Below are 14,477 nucleotides of genomic sequence, written 5' to 3' on the forward strand. Positions count from 1 at the left end.
AGGCGCGGCAATTGACAACTATCAAGCGCGCAGAAGGCGATGCGCTGAAACTGAACCTCCTTTGTACACCCCTGAATGTAAGGAGGCTTGCCATGGCACCCGCCGAAACACCCCGCCCCCACGCCGCAGCGGCATTTCCTGCCACGACCGGCGAACACTGGATCGAAGCACTCGACAATGGCACACATGTGCTGATCAGGCCCTTGCAGCCCAAGGACCGTCAGCGCGAGAAGAACTTCATCGAACGGCTGTCCCCTCAATCGCGCCATTTCCGTTTTCTGTCACAGCTCAAGGAGCCTGGCGAAGCCATGCTGGATCAACTGATGGTGGTTGATCAGGACCAGCACATGGCCTATGTGGCCCTCGCACATGTCGACGGTGAACTGCAGGAAGTCGGTATCTCCCGCTACGCCACCGGTGCGGATAACCAGGAATGCGAATGCGCCGTCACCGTGCTCGATAGCTGGCAGCGTCACGGTCTGGGCACATTGCTGCTCCGGCACCTGATCGACCACGCACGCGCCAAGGGCCTGCGACAGATGTATTCCATCGACGCTGCAGCCAATGTGGCAATGCGCGATCTGGCTCAGGCGGCAGGGTTTACCACTGCCAGAGACCCGGATGACCCAAGCCAGCTGATTCACCGGCTTTCGCTGGCCTGAGGCGGTGCCCCGGCGGTAGCCTCCGGCAGCAGGTCCAGTTGCTCCAGGCACCGCCGCTCATCGGCCTCGGTAACCCCCTTGAAGGCACTGACTTCAAGCAACGGCGTATTGAACAGCGCCAGGCGGATGACGCCATTGCGTTCCAGAAACGTTTGCGCCAGGCACTGGCAGACCGGTTGGGCGACCAACGCGGCGAGCGCCTGGTCCTCTGGCAGATCGACCTGGGCCTGCAGGTTGGTCTCGCATCCGCTGACGATGCCTTGTACGGAGCGGCTGGCGAGTATCAGTGAGCCTAAGCCCAACACGGCCAGCAGTAGCAGCATGCCCAGCAAAATGTTCGACTCTCTGGCTACGTCCCGGACAATGGCGAGCCTCGCCTGCCAACCTCTCCCCTGCCCGGAAAAAATGGTCTTGCCCACCGCACCCTTGAAACTGCGGTGCACGGCCAACCCGACCGCCGCACTCAGCGCCAGCAGCGCCAGCACAATGGCCGGGGCACGCATGGGCAGTTGCCAGGCCGGGCCCAACACCTGATAGATCGAGGCGGCAACCACCAGTGTGGCGATGGCCGCGATCCATCCAAGGCTGCCCTTGGGTCGTTTTGCCCAGGCGCTGAGCTTCGCCCTTGTTTGCATATTCATGCAAGCCTCCAGCGCCGTGTCAGCGCACAGGGTCTATGGCAACCGTTTCCAGGTACTCGGGCACGCACACCTGCCAGCCGAGCTCAAGGCTTATACGTCGACGCAAGGTGTCCGCAGCATGCGGTTCGCCATGAATGACGTAGGTTTGGCGCGGCGGCCGGGTGAACCCGCGCAACCATTCCATGATTTCGTCCGCATCGGCATGCGCCGACAGGTTGTCCATGACAAAGACTTGCGCCCGAATCGGCACGTCTTCGCCATGCAGGCGCACGCTGCGCGCACCGGCAATGATATCGGCGCCCCGGGTACCGCCTGCCTGAAAGCCGGAGAACAGAATGCTGTTGTGCGCATTGGGCGCCAGCGCCTTGAGGTGGTGCAACACCCGCCCACCCGTGGCCATGCCGCTGGCGGCAATGATCACCGCAGGTTCGCGCAGTTGATCCAGGTGCCTGGATTCATCGAGCGTGCGGATGATTTGCGTGCCTTTGCACATCTGGGCACACTCCAGCGCCGTGAGGCGATGCTCGCTCCTGAACTGCTGGTACAGGGTCGTGGCATCAGTTGCCATGGGGCTGTTGAGATACACCGGAATGTCCGGTATCAGCCCGTCGCGTTTGAGCATGTACAGGTAATACATCAGCAATTGCGCTCGGCCGACCGCGAACGAAGGCACCAGGGTGATGCCATGGCGCAGCAGGGTCTGGTTGATCACATCAGCCAGGTAACGCTCCGGGGGCTGTGCAGGGTGCGAACGGTCACCATAGGTCGACTCCACCAGCAGCACATCGGCTGCACCGATCAGTTCGGGCGCACGCATCACGGGATCATTTGGCCGGCCCAGGTCGCCCGAGAAAACCACTGTCTGGCCGTCCAACGTCAGTTGCACGGTCGCCGCGCCCAGAATGTGCCCGGCCGTGCGCAGCAACAGTTCGACACCGGGCGCGATCCGGGTGCGATGGTGCAATGCGACGGGCCTGAACAGCTGCAGTGCGCGTTTGGCATCCTGCTCGGTGTACAAGGGGCGGGCCGGCGAATGTTTTGAATAGCCATGGCGATTGGCATGTTCGGCCTGCTCTTCCTGCAATCGGGCGCTGTCGAGCAACAGGATTTCAGCCAGGGCACAGGTTGCCGGGGTGGCATACACAGGCCCGCTGAAGCCCTCGCGCACCAACACCGGCAGGTAACCGCTGTGGTCCAGATGGGCATGCGTGAGCACCACCGCGTCGACCGTGCGCAGTGCCGTCGGCAGTGGCTCCCAGTTGCGCAAGCGCAGTTGCTTGTAGCCTTGGAAAAGCCCGCAGTCGATCAGCACCCGTGTCGAGTCATGCGTCAGCAAGAACTTGCTGCCGGTCACCGTACCCGTCCCGCCGAAAAAGGTCAGTTGCATGGCGTCGGCTCCCAGGTGTCGATCACACAGGGGTGAACGGCCAGCACGCTGCACGGTGGATCGCTGACAATACGTTCGGTGGTATCACCCAGCAGCTTGCTCAAACCCCTGGGCTGCACCACTCCCATGACCACCACGTCGATATCCAGGGCCGCCACCTGGTCCCGAATCACCTGCACCGCCCCGCCTTCCATGAAATGCCGGCAATCGAGGGGCACACCTTCGGCATCGGCCAATGCATCGAAGGACACCTGCAAGGCATCTCGCATCTCCTCGACCCAGGTCTGCGCAACCAGCATGTCGGGGGCGAACACACCCGCCAGGTCATAGGCCGAGAGCAGGTGCAACTGCGCATCGCATTGCAGCGCCAGGGCATCGGCTGACCGGATGAGGGCGCGGTTGAATAGCATCTGGGCATCGGGCTCATCGCGCAAGGCGGTGTCCACAGCTACCAGTATGCGTTTTGGCAATGACGCGGCCGTCCGGGGCACGAAATGCATCAAGCCTTGGCACGCTCGCATCAGCGCACAGTCCAGCGGCGTGCCGAAAAACCGGGCCAGAGCCGGTGTCGTTTCGGAATCCTTGATGACCATATCGGGCTTGAGCTCGCGGATGTAATCGGCGGCCTGGTCGCGCAGGTCTTCTGCCTTGACGGTATCGAGCGTCAGATCGGCGTTACTGGCCCGGTGACGTTCGACCAGTTCCTCAAGCTGCTTGCGATAGAGCCCGTATTGGCGCTGCATCTCGGCTTCGTCCAGCCGTTCCTGGCGTAACGAATGCGCCTCGTATGGCTCGAACAGCCCAACGACATGCACCGCTGCGCCGCTGACATGCGCCAGGGCAAGCGCCCGGCGCAAAGCCGCCGAGTGCGGGTCGATGTCGGTAAGCAGCACCAGCAGTTGTCGATACTGACCCATGGGAAACCTCCGGCCGCACGCGGCGATGGCAAGTAGCATCGATCTTCGAGCCCCCTGCCGTTGCGCGTTTGATGCAGATCAGAAAGTCACCACTGGCGCACCGACTTGATCAAAGTCAGAACCAGAACGCCGTCTCACGGTACAACCAGTAAAGCCCACGTTGATCAAGCCCTCTGGAGGCCCTATGAACAAGCAGTTGCTGGAACCCGAAGACACCAGCGAGCACTGGGTAGACACCCTTGCCGACGGCACAGCCGTGCTGATTCGCCCGCTGCGCGATGATGATCACGAACGCGACAGTCGCTTTGTGAGTACGATCAGCCATGAGGCCCGGCGCTTTCGTTTTCTCGCCGGACTCAGCGGTGGCTTGCCCGCCCTGGACGCGCAGTCGATGCCGGTCGACGGTCACCAGCGCATGGCCTACGTAGCGCTGGCCCATGACAATGGCCAGCTGCATCAGCTTGGTGTAAGCCGCTATGCCGCAATCCCGGGTAGCCACAATTGCGAATGTGCCGTCGCTGTCGGCGAGCAATGGCAGCGCAAGGGGCTGGGCAAGCTGTTGCTGCAGCACCTGATCGAAGCGGCACGGCGCAACGGTTACCAGTGCATGGTGTCCAGGGACCTCTCGAACAACTACGCCATGCACCGGCTGACCAAGGCGCTGGGCTTCACCTCGCGCTACCTGGGCGGCGATGTCAGCGAAATCCTCCATGAGCTTGATCTGCGCGCCTGAAACAAGGCCCTTGCGGGCCTTTCACTTCTAACCTTGCGAATGCTCGGGTGATAACACCAGCACACTGGTGCTGAGCCGATGCAGGATCCGCTCAGCCGTACTGCCGATGAACCAGCCGATGCCGTGATGGTGGTAGCTCCCCATCACCAGCACATCGATGTCGTTGTTGTCCATGAACAGCGCCAGCACCTTGGTCGGGTCCCCCACCCGCATGTGCCGGTGCTCGAAGGGAATGCCGTTGCGTTCGGCCAGTTCCTGGAAGGCATCGGCCTGAGCCTCATGAAGTGTCCGTGACAGGTTCGAATCGAACAGGAACGAATGTTCCCGGCTGCCTTCGGCGTCCAGGTACATCGAGCCCATATCGTAGGCATACAGCAGTTCGATCTGGGCGTTGCATTGCAACGCCAGCTTGAGCGCTTCGCTGATGATATGGTCGTTGAAGCCTTCGAACTGATCCTCCGGGCGTGAAAGGTCAACCGCTGCAAGTATGCGGCGCGGCAGGGCATTGCTGGCGTTGTGTACCAGGTGCAGCGGAATCCGGGTGTCACGCAGCAACTGCACGTCGAGCGAGGTGAACATGGCTCGCATCCACCACGGCTCATGCTCGAGCCCCTTGATCAGCATGGCGAACGGCTGCTCACGCAGATGCACCTCAATCTCGTCCAGCGGGTGCTGTACCCACAACACCTCGGTGGTCACCGTCACGCCATTGCGGCGCATCGACAATGCCTGGGTTTCCAGCCATTGACGATGTTGTTGCACATAACCCTCGCGCATGACCGCCAAGGCCTGGTCGTTGACCAGGCCGGCAGTGGCCAGGCCCTCAAGGTAGTCAAAGGCGACGATGTGCAGTGGCATGCCCTTGGCTTTGGCCAGCGCTGCCGCACGGTCATAGACCGGTGTGCGGCGCATCAGGGGCGATGCGATGAGAAGAAGTCTTTGCGGGTTGGTCATGGCACACCTCTGCGGGGTCGATGAGTACCTCGATGATCTGCCGCCGGGGGCTGCCCGGTTTGATGTTTGTCAACAGTGCAAGCGAGCCGACAAGCGGCTGTTACCGCTTACCGGGCAATTGACACGGATCAAGACTTATCGGCTTTTTGGGCGCACGCTGTACCTAGCCTCGCTGCCGACAAGGACGCCATTGCTCCTCGAATCAATAGCTATTGCTTGCTCATGCAGGCACTGGAGGTTCCGATGAACGTCTACGTCGAGAAAAGCGCGAATGACAACCGCTGGTGGGTCCACATGGACGAGTGGCGGGTGAGTTTCAAAACACCCAAAGAAGCCGAACAGTTTTTGGGCGTGCTGACTGCCCGCCTCAATGCGCCTCATTCACTGAACAAGATCGCCACCGTCGCTCTCAGACCTGCGAAGGAGGCCTGAAATGTCGGGCCTCATCGACGTTCAGCTGCTCAGCCAGCCTGTAAAGGCGCGCACGCCCCCGCCCATTCATTTGAAGCCACTGGCATCGCGCTGCAATGAGTGCCGGGTCAACGGCTTGTGCTTGCCCACGGGTTTGTCCCTGCGCGACAACACTAGCCTGGGCACATTGATCGGCCAGCGCATCCGCATCAGGAAGGGGGCTGCGCTGTTCAATGCCAATGTGCCCTTGAGTGCCTTGTATGCGGTGCATTCAGGCAGTTTCAAGACCAACCTGAACAATGCCGAAGGCCAGGGTGTGATCATCAACTTCTGGATGCCGGGTGACGTGCTGGGGCTCGATGCCATCGCCACCGAGCACCATGTCTGTGATGCGATTGCCCTGGAGGACAGCGAAGTATGCCCCGTTCCATACCATCGGCTGCAGGCCCTGGCGCGTGATTTCCCCACGCTGCAGCAAAGCTTGAACCGCCTGATGAGCAGGGAAATCATCCGCGAGCATGAGCGCGTGCTGATGCTGTGCAACCTCTCTGCCGAGCAGCGGCTGGCCAGTTTTCTGCTGAGTTTGTCCCGACGGTTTGTCAGCCGCGGCTATTCATCCCATGGCTTCATGCTGCGCATGTCGCGCGAGGACATGGCGTCCTACCTGGGGCTGCGCCTGGAAACCATCTGCCGCTCGGTCGCCCACTTGCGCGCCCTGGGTATCGTCAACCTGCATGGCCGGCTGGTGGAGATTCTGGACATGCCTGCGCTGATGGCCCTGGAACTGGGTTACCCGGGCAGCCCTCGCCTCACTGAACTGCCAGTCGCTTGAGTGACTTAGACGCCTGGCTTAACGCGCATCGCCTCGCAACAGCTGAAGGTGTCGGACATGTCGAATTTTCATCTGGCTTACATGCCGTTGGTCACCTATCCGGATGTACTCCCCGAGGACGCTGTGGCAGCCGGTGTACAACTGGCCATCGCGCTGGGTTACGACCTGCATGTCATGACCTTTTCGGTAAGGATCCCCTACCTTTCGCCATCAGTTGGCAGCACACTCCTGAATATCCCCGAGATGATTCGAACAACCGAAAGCAACAGCCGAACCCAGTGCAAAGCGCTGCAGGCCATGGTGAGCGGCCTTGAACACGGCCAGAGCAGTGTGGAATTCTCCACCAGAGAAGTGGTGCCAGGGCTGACGGGTACTGCGGCGGCAGAGGCGTCAAGGTATTTCGACCTGGCCATCCTGCCATGGGCAGTCGACAAGCCAGTCATCCAGGAGCTGGCAGAGTCGGTAATTTTCGGCGCTGGCAAGCCATGCGTACTCGTTCCGTCTTTGCCCATCAAGCCCGTCAGGCACATGGCGTTGGCCTGGGACGGCAGCCGCGTCGCGGCCCGAGCGCTCGCCGACGCGTCACACCTGATGACCTCAGACATGCTGATCACGGTCCTGACCGTGCAGGGGGAAAAGCCACTCGAGCACGGCAACATCGCGCAGGACATGGCACATGCCTTACAACACAGAGGCCTGAACGCTCGGCCGCTGAGCGTGAAGCTGGCCGGGCGATCAATCGCTGAGTGCCTGCAGCAAGAAGCACTCAGCGCCGGCGCCGATCTGTTGGTCATGGGCGGCTTTGGTCATTCGCGCTTGAAAGAATTCATCCTGGGTGGCGCTACCCACGGGGTTCTGCAAGCCCTTCAAATGCCCGTACTGCTGTCACACTGAGCCGCTGCGATCAGCATCTTCATCACCACTTGGCTGGCCCTATCGCCGGCAAGCCGGCGATAGGGCCAGCCCCCATGCGAGATTACTGCAGCCAGGGCGGCGGCGGTTCTTCGCCCTTGACCGGCCCATGCTCGGCTTCTGCCCGCGCAGCTCGGCGGCGGACATCATCCAGGCGGGCAGCGTCGATTTCGCGCATCACGCCTCCCACGTCCGCGACATGCTCATCATCCTCGAATTCGCCTGTCAACGGGCTGTCCGCACGCAGCTCACCTGCCTCGTACAGTGCCCACATTTCCTGGGCAAAGCGGGTGTCCTTCAACTCCGGTGCAAAGCGCCCGAAATAGTGGGCCATGTTCTCCACATCACGCTGCAGCATGCTGAACGCGTGGTTGTTACCCGCCGCATCCACCGCCTGCGGCAGGTCGATGATCACCGGGCCATCGGGGCCCAGCAGCACATTGAATTCGGACAGGTCGCCATGCACCAGGCCGGCACACAGCATCAGCACGATCTGGCGAATGACGAAGGCGTGGTACTCACGCGCCTCATCAGCCTCCAGGTGTACGTCGTTAAGGCGCGGGGCCGCATCGCCATCGGCGTCGGTCACCAGCTCCATCAGCAGTACGCCATCCTGGAAGTCATAGGGTTTGGGCACCCGCACACCGGCATTGGCCAGGCGGAACAACGCCGCCACTTCAGCGTTCTGCCAGGCATCCTCGGCTTCCTTGCGGCCGTACTTGCTGCCCTTGGCCATCGCCCGGGCCTGGCGGCTGTTGCGTACCTTGCGGCCTTCCTGGTACTCGGCGGCCTGGCGGAAACTGCGTTTGTTGGCCTCTTTGTAGACCTTGGCGCACCGTACCTGGGCGCCGCAACGCACCACGTAGACGGCTGCTTCCTTGCCGCTCATCAAGGGTCGCAGTACTTCGTCGACCAGTCCGTCTTCAATCAGCGGTTCGATTCGTTTTGGCGTCTTCATCAGGCTTGTGTTCGGGGTCCTGTCTGGCCTTATGGCTTGGTTGGCGAACATCCTCTCACAGCCTGATGCGTCTTGCTCGTTTGTCTGCTCAGGCGGCGGCCCAGCGCTGCGTTATCCAGTGCCGAACCTGGTCGAATGCCCAGTTGTACACCACGGTGTAGGGCAGAATGATCACGAAGAAGCCCAGCTCAACCATGAGCGCCTGCCAAAGCGAGATATCCAGCATCCAGGCCGCTACCGGCAAGCACCACACCACCAGCCCCAACTCGAAACCCAGGCCGTGGGCAAAGCGTGCTGCGGCCTTCCAGTGGATGCGTGCGGTGCGCACCCAACGGTCGACCAGCGCGTTGTAGAGCATGTTCCACACCATCGCGATCAGCGACAGGGTGACCGCAAGGCCACCCGCCGTGGCCAGCGACTTGTCCATCACCCAGGACAAAAGCGGCGCGCACAGCAACACGGCAAACACTTCATAGCCGATGGCATGGACCAGGCGCTCGGTGAAAGAAACTTTTTTCATGGCATTTTTTATCCAGTTGTGAACTTGTGCTTCACATTTTCTTTGATGGAACTGATACTCGCGATATAGCTCCTATCGGTTTTATCAATACCTGTGCGCTACTCACCTGAAGCCCTCGTTGCCTTTGTCGAAGCCGCAGCCCTTGGCTCGTTTTCCGCCGCAGCGCGCAAACTGCGTAAGAGCCAGTCGACCATCAGCATCGCAATCGCCAACTTCGAGGCTGACATAGGTTGCGAATTGTTCGACCGTGCAGGCCGCCACCCCACCCTGAATGAGGCCGGCCGCCAGGTCTTGACCCACGTCGAGGCGATCCTCGATGCCAGCGCCCGGCTCGATGCGCTGGCGGTGAGGCTGGCCGAACAGGTAGAGCCGCTGGTGTCGGTGGTGATGTCCGACAGTTACAGCGTGACCTTTCAAGGCGCGGTGATAGGTGGCTTCGCTGCCAACTATCCGCACACCGAACTGCGCTGCGGGCCTTCGGAAGACGCCGACGTTATCGACCTGATCCAACAGGGCATGGCGCAGATCGGCATCCTTGCAGCGCAGCAGCGCTACCCGGCCGACATCGCCGTGGCACGTCTGCCGGAACATGCGGAATTCGCCGTTTACGTCAGCACCGGACATGCCTTGGCAAAACAGCCTGGCGTGCAGCCACAGCACCTGGAAAACGAGCGTCAGCTATACATCAGGACCTATGCGCCGAGCCTGCACCACGGGCGCGGCCAGGCCTGGTCGGCGCCGGACTACCTGACCCTGCTGGAGTTCGCGGTGCGCGGCTATGGCTGGGCGGAGCTGCCCAGGGCGCTGGTAGCGCGCTTCGGTAGTGGCCTGGTGGAATTGCCCGTGGCCGGCTACCCACGCAGAGTCGCGATGGATGTTGCCTGGTCGCGCCGACGAGCCTTGGGCCCCGCCGGGCAATGGTTGGTGCAGCAATTGCTGGTGGGCGGTTTCACGCCCCAGTGACGTCAAATACGAGCCTCTTTATGGCAGCCAGTGCGCGAGACTGGCAGGCCAATCAAACGCCGGGGTAGCGCGTCTATTGATCGTGGCCTGCTTCAACAACCTGCCAACTGTCATCCGGATCGAAACGTTTCATGCCCTTGGCCAACGCTTCGCCCTCGGGCCCCAGGTCCTTCTCGAACACCTGCCCGTCATGGCTGACCATGAAGCTCATCACCCCGGTGTCGTTGTACCTGGCCGGCCAGGCGACCATGGCGAAGCCGCGGCTCATATGCTTGCCGATCAGGTAACTGTACGCACCGCCCGGCGCAGAAGGGCCTTGGGCCTCAAGGATGCGGAAGTGGTAGCCGTACCAGTCATCCCCGGGTGCATTCTGGCCGAACAGCGGGCCCAGCGGGCTGACCTGCCCGCCCGTTTCGTCCGCCCAGTACAAGCCGTCGCGCTTGCCGGGTGTGCTGAAAACCTGCCGGGCGTATTCCAGTGCGCCATCACCGTTATGGTCCTGCGTGGCGTAGTCCATCTGCGCATCGTGATAGGCAAGCAGCGACTGCACAGCGGCCAACTCGTCGCGGCCAATGCGCCGGGCACGAATCTCGGCACTGCCGGCCTTGAGGTCAAAGCGCCAGCCACTGGCAGTTAGCGCGAGCGGAATGGGCAAGGTCCAGTGCTCGCTGCCCACTGCCAGAATGGCCTGCCGGTCACCGCGCATCTGGATCTGGTGCTGCTGGCGGTACTGCTGCACGAACGCATCAACGTCGCTGCGCTGCACGCCTTCGCGGGGGATATAGGTGCGCCAGTCGTCACCGAGCAACTGCGTCAGGCGCGCCTGGTCTGCCTGCTCCACCCCCAGCGCCTCGACGAAGGCTGCGGCGGCCTTCTGCGGTGTGGGGAATGCCTGCTGCGCGGTGGCCAGGCATGACCATGCGGCGCCGACGGCAAACAGCCACAGGCCCAGCGACGACTTGCTTTGGCTCATGTTCATCGACGCCCCCCTCCACCACGGTGCATGGCCGCGCTGGGCCGGGAGATGGTATGGCCCGCCGCACGCGATACATTCGGCCGCTTGGCGAGCGCCTGGCTGGTGCGGCCACGGTTGGCCTGCGCCGCAGAGCGTGAGGGGGATCGCACGCCGTCGAACGCATTGTTCTTCGCCCTCCCAGCGCTATTGCCCGTTTTGTTGTGCAGTGCCTGGCCGTTTGCCTGCCGGTGCTCCGCAGCACGGGGCCTGCTGGCCTGGGCTTCGCGTGCCCGGTCCCGCGCTTCACGATTGCTGGTGGCCGGGCGTTCGATACCCGCCCGGTCCATCGAAGCACGGGCGCGATCGCGTGCCTGGGCACGCTGGGCATCGTCGCCACGGTAAGCCGCACGCTGGCTGGCACCGTCGAGCTGGCGGCCAAATTGCTGCCGGCTGCGGTTATCACGGTAGGGCACCCCATCGCGATGCACGGCATTGTGCTGCCAGGTGTTCTGGTTGTTGGCGATGCGGTTGTTGACGTTGATGTTGTTGTAACGATTGACGTCGATATCGATGTCGTTGCGCCCCCAGTCGCAATCGCCCCACAGCGAGTTGACGATCGCAACGCCAGTGCCGAACGCCAGCCCTGCCAACAGCGCGCTGCCGGCGTAGTACAGCGGCGATGGCGGGTAATACACCGGTGGTGATGCGGGGTAGGCCCAGGTTCCGTAAGCGGTGGTCGGGTTGTAGGTGGCACGTACACCACCTGCGGGTCGGCCGGCTGGATGATGATGGTGTTGGAAGAGGAACTGCTGGCCGGTGCCGCTTGCGAGCTGGGCGCGGCTGCCGGGGCAGCCTGCACCGTGACGTTCTGGTACTGGTTGCTCTGCAGGTTGCCTGCGGCCTTGGCCTGCTGGCGCAGACGCTGCACGGCGCCCATCACATCATCAGGCTGGGCCAGAAACGCATCCCCCAGGCGTTGCACCCACACCGGGTCCTGCCCGAGAACCACCAGTACCTGCGGGAACGCCACCAATGCCTGGACACTCGGGTCCCAGGCCTGCGTCGCCACTTGTTTGACAGCCTCATCCCCCTGAGCCTTGGGATTGGCCTTGGACCACGTCACTGCTTCGGCCACTTCACCGGGATAGGTGGCGGCCATCAGTACCTGTGCCAGCAGCGCGTCGGGATACAGCGCAATCGGCGCGAGCATCTGGTCCAGTTGCTCGGGGTTGAATACCGCCTGCTTGGCGGGTGCCGCCTCGGCGGCCGGCGCAGGCTCTTGCGCCTGGACCAGGCCTGGTTCACCACCCAGGCAAAGCAGCAGCGCCACGGCACATAACAATGGCATGCGCATCACAGTATCCCTCTGGCCCTTACCGCGTGGAGCTTAAGGTTAGCAAAGGCTGCCGTTCTCACACGGTGCTATCGATAGTCACTATCGAGAATGGCAATTTCTAATGATCGCGTCGGCTCAATAATCTTGCTCCATCGATTCGTCACCCACCCATCTCCCGAATCCTGGAGCTTGCCGATGAACACCACGGCCCGCCTGCTGTTCGCCACCCTGTCAGCCGCTACAATTGCCGTGCTCAGCGGTTGCGCCACCCACCCCGAACTGCGCCCCTACACCGCAGAAGAAACCCGCCAGCTTCAGCTCGAAGCCATTCAGCGCCAGGCACTCTCCCTGGATGAGTACGAGCTGCGCAAACGCGTGATCCTGCGCGCCGCCAGCGAACAGGTGGTGACCGAGGTGGCCGAGCCGGCCGGGGCGATAAAAGGTTGAATTGAAAGCCAGGCTATACGCTTACGCCCGGCCCCTGATCGACCTCTCCACCCGTTTGAAGAACGCCACGCTGTTTTCCCCGCCAGCCAACACGGGTATCCTGTGCCGCTCAAGCGCAAGCCTTCCAGGACGGTGACCATGACCAGGCCCCTTCTGTTGCTCAGTGCGGCCCTGCTGTTCAGCCCGGTGCTGCAAGCGCAGCAGATCCAACGCCAACTGGGCGATTTCGACTTCAAACTTGGCACCACGCCTTCACGCAGCATGGCCCAGGGGCTGATCTCGCCCAGCGCCAGCGGCGCCTTTCACGGTGGCCTGGACCTCAGCCACCCCAGCGGTTGGTACGTGGGCCAGTATGCGCCGAGCATGGGCGTGACACCTGATTCCACACTGCGCCTAGACAGCTACCTGGGCTACAAGCACCACTTCGACAGCACACTGGGTTACGAAGTAGGCCTGATCCACTACAGCCAGCCGAACATCGCAGGGCCGGACAGCTATGCGTTGTATGGCGGCATTTCGGTCATGGGCAGCCGAATCGGCGGGGCCTGGCGTGACAACCCGGACAATCGCACCGGCACCCTGTTCGCCGACTTTGGCCAGCTGCCGCTGTTCGACATCGACCTCACGGTCAAACTCGCCCATCACCGCCTCGGCACGCCCTTCACCATTGGCGACGGCAGCCAGGTGAATGCGTTCTCCGACTGGTCGCTGGAGCTGTCGCGCCCCTGGCTGGGCATCGACCTGAACCTGATCTACAGCAACTCCGACCTCAACGGCGGGGGCTGCGGTGCCTATGCCGGTATCAACACGTATTGCGAGAGCATGCTGACGTTCAAGGCTCAGCGCAGTTTCTTCTAGGGGCCCAGGGGCGGCTGCAGTGCCCTGTCTGCCCCCTCAGGCATCAAGGTGGCGATCAACGCCCTCACCGTACCTGGTAACGCATCCAGCTCGCGCACCAGAATGCTCCGCTCGCGCACGGCCCACGCTTCATCCAGTTCGATGGTGACCAGGTTCATGGTCTGGCTGTGCCGGACAGCCGCTGACTCGGGGATGATGCCAATCCCCACGCCCGCCTCCACCAGCCGGCATATGGCCTCGAAGCTCGACAGCTGGATACGCAGCGACAGATTCAGGCCCATGCGTTCGACATGGTCGCGCAGGAAGCTGAGCAAGGTGCTGCCGTCGTGCAGGCCGATATGCTGAAACGCCAGCGTCTGCTTCAGCGTGACCTGCCTGCTGGCAGCCAGCTCATGCCCTGCAGGCACGATCAGCACCAGCCGGTCGGTACTGAAGTGCAGCACCTGCAAACCGCTGGCTTCCACGGGGCCGGCAATGATGCCCATGTCGCTGCTGCCATCGAGCACACCACGCACGATATCCCGCGACAGGCGCTCCTGCAGGTCCACGGTCACGCCGGGACGTTTGGCGAGAAAGCCCGCCAGCACTTCGGGCAGAAACTCAGTCACTGCGGTGGTGTTGGCAAAGATGCGGATATGCCCGGCCGAATCGGTGCCGAACTGGGCGAACTCGGCTTTCAGGTAGTCCACTTGGCGCATGATCAACCGCGCATGCATGAGCAGTTTTTGCCCGGCCGGGGTCAGTTCGACACCCCGGCTGTCGCGGTACAGCAGACGCGTGTCGAGCTGCGCCTCCAGGGCCTTGACGCGCGCACTTGCAGCTGCCGGTGAGAGGAATGCGCGCCGCGCGCCTTGGGTCAGGCTCGGTGACTCGCCGATATGAATGAACAGCCTCAGGTCTGCCAGATCAAAATGCATGGGCCTATCCGAATGTGGAGCAGGCGTTCAGCATACATGAACGCTGCCTTACATAAATGCAAATTCACAGAATG

The 14,477-nt window shown here is 62.3% G+C and carries 16 protein-coding genes and 1 pseudogene; 8 read left to right on the forward strand and 9 right to left on the reverse strand.

Features of this window, described 5'->3' with window-relative positions; all coding sequences use genetic code 11:
* Nucleotides 1–92: 92 nt before the first annotated feature.
* On the forward strand, nt 93–662 hold the full coding sequence (locus tag ACW4TB_RS05325) for a GNAT family N-acetyltransferase (protein ID WP_012314875.1): 570 nt from the start codon (nt 93–95) through the stop codon (nt 660–662).
* On the opposite strand, the gene ACW4TB_RS05330 is transcribed toward ACW4TB_RS05325, so the two are convergent.
* Genes ACW4TB_RS05330 through ACW4TB_RS05340 form a run of 3 tightly spaced genes read right to left on the reverse strand, consistent with a single transcriptional unit; the run spans nt 641 to nt 3,607 of the window.
* On the reverse strand, nt 641–1,303 hold the full coding sequence (locus tag ACW4TB_RS05330; RefSeq protein WP_012314876.1) for a hypothetical protein: 663 nt from the start codon (nt 1,301–1,303) through the stop codon (nt 641–643). The two genes, ACW4TB_RS05325 and ACW4TB_RS05330, sit on opposite strands and share 22 nt — an antisense overlap.
* Nucleotides 1,304–1,322: 19 nt before the next feature.
* Complete coding sequence (locus ACW4TB_RS05335; protein ID WP_254465964.1) at nt 1,323–2,690, reverse strand: MBL fold metallo-hydrolase RNA specificity domain-containing protein; 1,368 nt, start codon at nt 2,688–2,690, stop codon at nt 1,323–1,325.
* Nucleotides 2,681–3,607, reverse strand: a complete 927-nt coding sequence (locus tag ACW4TB_RS05340; RefSeq protein ID WP_279932222.1) for a universal stress protein — start codon at nt 3,605–3,607, stop codon at nt 2,681–2,683. The genes ACW4TB_RS05335 and ACW4TB_RS05340 overlap by 10 nt, the downstream gene beginning before the upstream one ends.
* A gap of 184 nt (nt 3,608–3,791) precedes the next feature.
* Between ACW4TB_RS05340 and ACW4TB_RS05345 the strand changes: the two genes are divergently transcribed.
* On the forward strand, nt 3,792–4,340 hold the full coding sequence (locus ACW4TB_RS05345; RefSeq protein ID WP_254465965.1) for a GNAT family N-acetyltransferase: 549 nt from the start codon (nt 3,792–3,794) through the stop codon (nt 4,338–4,340).
* Between the two features lie 27 nt (nt 4,341–4,367).
* Here the strand turns inward: ACW4TB_RS05345 and ACW4TB_RS05350 are convergent, their stop codons facing one another.
* A complete protein-coding gene (locus ACW4TB_RS05350) occupies nt 4,368–5,294 on the reverse strand; it encodes a universal stress protein (protein ID WP_279932220.1) in 927 nt (308 codons plus the stop codon).
* 243 nt (nt 5,295–5,537) lie between these two features.
* Between ACW4TB_RS05350 and ACW4TB_RS05355 the strand changes: the two genes are divergently transcribed.
* From ACW4TB_RS05355 to ACW4TB_RS05365, 3 genes are read left to right on the forward strand one after another with little or no spacing between them, the layout of a single operon-like run.
* Nucleotides 5,538–5,726, forward strand: coding sequence for a hypothetical protein (locus ACW4TB_RS05355; RefSeq protein ID WP_119687206.1), 189 nt, complete (start codon nt 5,538–5,540; stop codon nt 5,724–5,726).
* 1 nt (nt 5,727) lies between these two features.
* On the forward strand, nt 5,728–6,537 hold the full coding sequence (locus tag ACW4TB_RS05360) for a helix-turn-helix domain-containing protein (RefSeq protein ID WP_279932217.1): 810 nt from the start codon (nt 5,728–5,730) through the stop codon (nt 6,535–6,537).
* A gap of 57 nt (nt 6,538–6,594) precedes the next feature.
* On the forward strand, nt 6,595–7,431 hold the full coding sequence (locus ACW4TB_RS05365; RefSeq protein ID WP_012314884.1) for a universal stress protein: 837 nt from the start codon (nt 6,595–6,597) through the stop codon (nt 7,429–7,431).
* Between the two features lie 82 nt (nt 7,432–7,513).
* On the opposite strand, the gene ACW4TB_RS05370 is transcribed toward ACW4TB_RS05365, so the two are convergent.
* Both ACW4TB_RS05370 and ACW4TB_RS05375 read right to left on the reverse strand, forming a co-directional pair.
* Nucleotides 7,514–8,407 (reverse strand): PA4780 family RIO1-like protein kinase, encoded by an 894-nt coding sequence (locus ACW4TB_RS05370; protein ID WP_119687209.1) that lies wholly within the window; start codon nt 8,405–8,407, stop codon nt 7,514–7,516.
* An 88-nt stretch (nt 8,408–8,495) separates the two neighbouring features.
* The gene (locus ACW4TB_RS05375; protein WP_039604070.1) at nt 8,496–8,927 is read right to left on the reverse strand and encodes a multidrug/biocide efflux PACE transporter; all 432 of its coding nucleotides are present in this window, start codon (nt 8,925–8,927) and stop codon (nt 8,496–8,498) included.
* 93 nt (nt 8,928–9,020) lie between these two features.
* Between ACW4TB_RS05375 and ACW4TB_RS05380 the strand changes: the two genes are divergently transcribed.
* Nucleotides 9,021–9,890: a LysR family transcriptional regulator gene (locus tag ACW4TB_RS05380; RefSeq protein WP_279932212.1), complete on the forward strand. Its 870-nt coding sequence runs from the start codon at nt 9,021–9,023 to the stop codon at nt 9,888–9,890.
* A gap of 73 nt (nt 9,891–9,963) precedes the next feature.
* On the opposite strand, the gene ACW4TB_RS05385 is transcribed toward ACW4TB_RS05380, so the two are convergent.
* Both ACW4TB_RS05385 and ACW4TB_RS05390 read right to left on the reverse strand, forming a co-directional pair.
* Complete coding sequence (locus tag ACW4TB_RS05385) at nt 9,964–10,869, reverse strand: DUF2950 domain-containing protein (RefSeq protein ID WP_279932210.1); 906 nt, start codon at nt 10,867–10,869, stop codon at nt 9,964–9,966.
* Nucleotides 10,866–12,199: pseudogene (locus ACW4TB_RS05390) on the reverse strand (DUF3300 domain-containing protein). Before ACW4TB_RS05390 ends, ACW4TB_RS05385 begins: the two are co-directional and overlap by 4 nt.
* A 177-nt stretch (nt 12,200–12,376) precedes the next feature.
* Between ACW4TB_RS05390 and ACW4TB_RS05395 the strand changes: the two are divergent.
* Nucleotides 12,377–12,628, forward strand: coding sequence for a hypothetical protein (locus tag ACW4TB_RS05395; protein ID WP_254465971.1), 252 nt, complete (start codon nt 12,377–12,379; stop codon nt 12,626–12,628).
* A gap of 138 nt (nt 12,629–12,766) precedes the next feature.
* Entirely contained in the window at nt 12,767–13,486 is a 720-nt protein-coding gene (locus ACW4TB_RS05400) for a TorF family putative porin (protein ID WP_012314890.1), read from the forward strand.
* On the opposite strand, the gene ACW4TB_RS05405 is transcribed toward ACW4TB_RS05400, so the two are convergent.
* Complete coding sequence (locus ACW4TB_RS05405) at nt 13,483–14,403, reverse strand: LysR family transcriptional regulator (protein ID WP_012314891.1); 921 nt, start codon at nt 14,401–14,403, stop codon at nt 13,483–13,485. The two genes, ACW4TB_RS05400 and ACW4TB_RS05405, sit on opposite strands and share 4 nt — an antisense overlap.
* Nucleotides 14,404–14,477 lie beyond the last annotated feature (74 nt).

The organism is Lelliottia jeotgali (assembly GCF_977070485.1).

Bases quoted from the DNA above. Each gene is read 5' to 3' on its own strand.
- ACW4TB_RS05335 (WP_254465964.1), bottom strand. From the start codon at position 2,690: ATGCAACTGACCTTTTTCGGCGGGACGGGTACGGTGACCGGCAGCAAG.
- ACW4TB_RS05350 (WP_279932220.1), bottom strand. From the start codon at position 5,294: ATGACCAACCCGCAAAGACTTCTTCTCATCGCATCGCCCCTGATGCGC.
- ACW4TB_RS05375 (WP_039604070.1), bottom strand. From the start codon at position 8,927: ATGAAAAAAGTTTCTTTCACCGAGCGCCTGGTCCATGCCATCGGCTAT.
- ACW4TB_RS05325 (WP_012314875.1), top strand. From the start codon at position 93: ATGGCACCCGCCGAAACACCCCGCCCCCACGCCGCAGCGGCATTTCCT.
- ACW4TB_RS05405 (WP_012314891.1), bottom strand. From the start codon at position 14,403: ATGCATTTTGATCTGGCAGACCTGAGGCTGTTCATTCATATCGGCGAG.
- ACW4TB_RS05370 (WP_119687209.1), bottom strand. From the start codon at position 8,407: ATGAAGACGCCAAAACGAATCGAACCGCTGATTGAAGACGGACTGGTC.
- ACW4TB_RS05355 (WP_119687206.1), top strand. From the start codon at position 5,538: ATGAACGTCTACGTCGAGAAAAGCGCGAATGACAACCGCTGGTGGGTC.
- ACW4TB_RS05340 (WP_279932222.1), bottom strand. From the start codon at position 3,607: ATGGGTCAGTATCGACAACTGCTGGTGCTGCTTACCGACATCGACCCG.
- ACW4TB_RS05330 (WP_012314876.1), bottom strand. From the start codon at position 1,303: ATGAATATGCAAACAAGGGCGAAGCTCAGCGCCTGGGCAAAACGACCC.
- ACW4TB_RS05400 (WP_012314890.1), top strand. From the start codon at position 12,767: ATGACCAGGCCCCTTCTGTTGCTCAGTGCGGCCCTGCTGTTCAGCCCG.
- ACW4TB_RS05360 (WP_279932217.1), top strand. From the start codon at position 5,728: ATGTCGGGCCTCATCGACGTTCAGCTGCTCAGCCAGCCTGTAAAGGCG.
- ACW4TB_RS05365 (WP_012314884.1), top strand. From the start codon at position 6,595: ATGTCGAATTTTCATCTGGCTTACATGCCGTTGGTCACCTATCCGGAT.
- ACW4TB_RS05385 (WP_279932210.1), bottom strand. From the start codon at position 10,869: ATGAACATGAGCCAAAGCAAGTCGTCGCTGGGCCTGTGGCTGTTTGCC.
- ACW4TB_RS05395 (WP_254465971.1), top strand. From the start codon at position 12,377: ATGAACACCACGGCCCGCCTGCTGTTCGCCACCCTGTCAGCCGCTACA.
- ACW4TB_RS05345 (WP_254465965.1), top strand. From the start codon at position 3,792: ATGAACAAGCAGTTGCTGGAACCCGAAGACACCAGCGAGCACTGGGTA.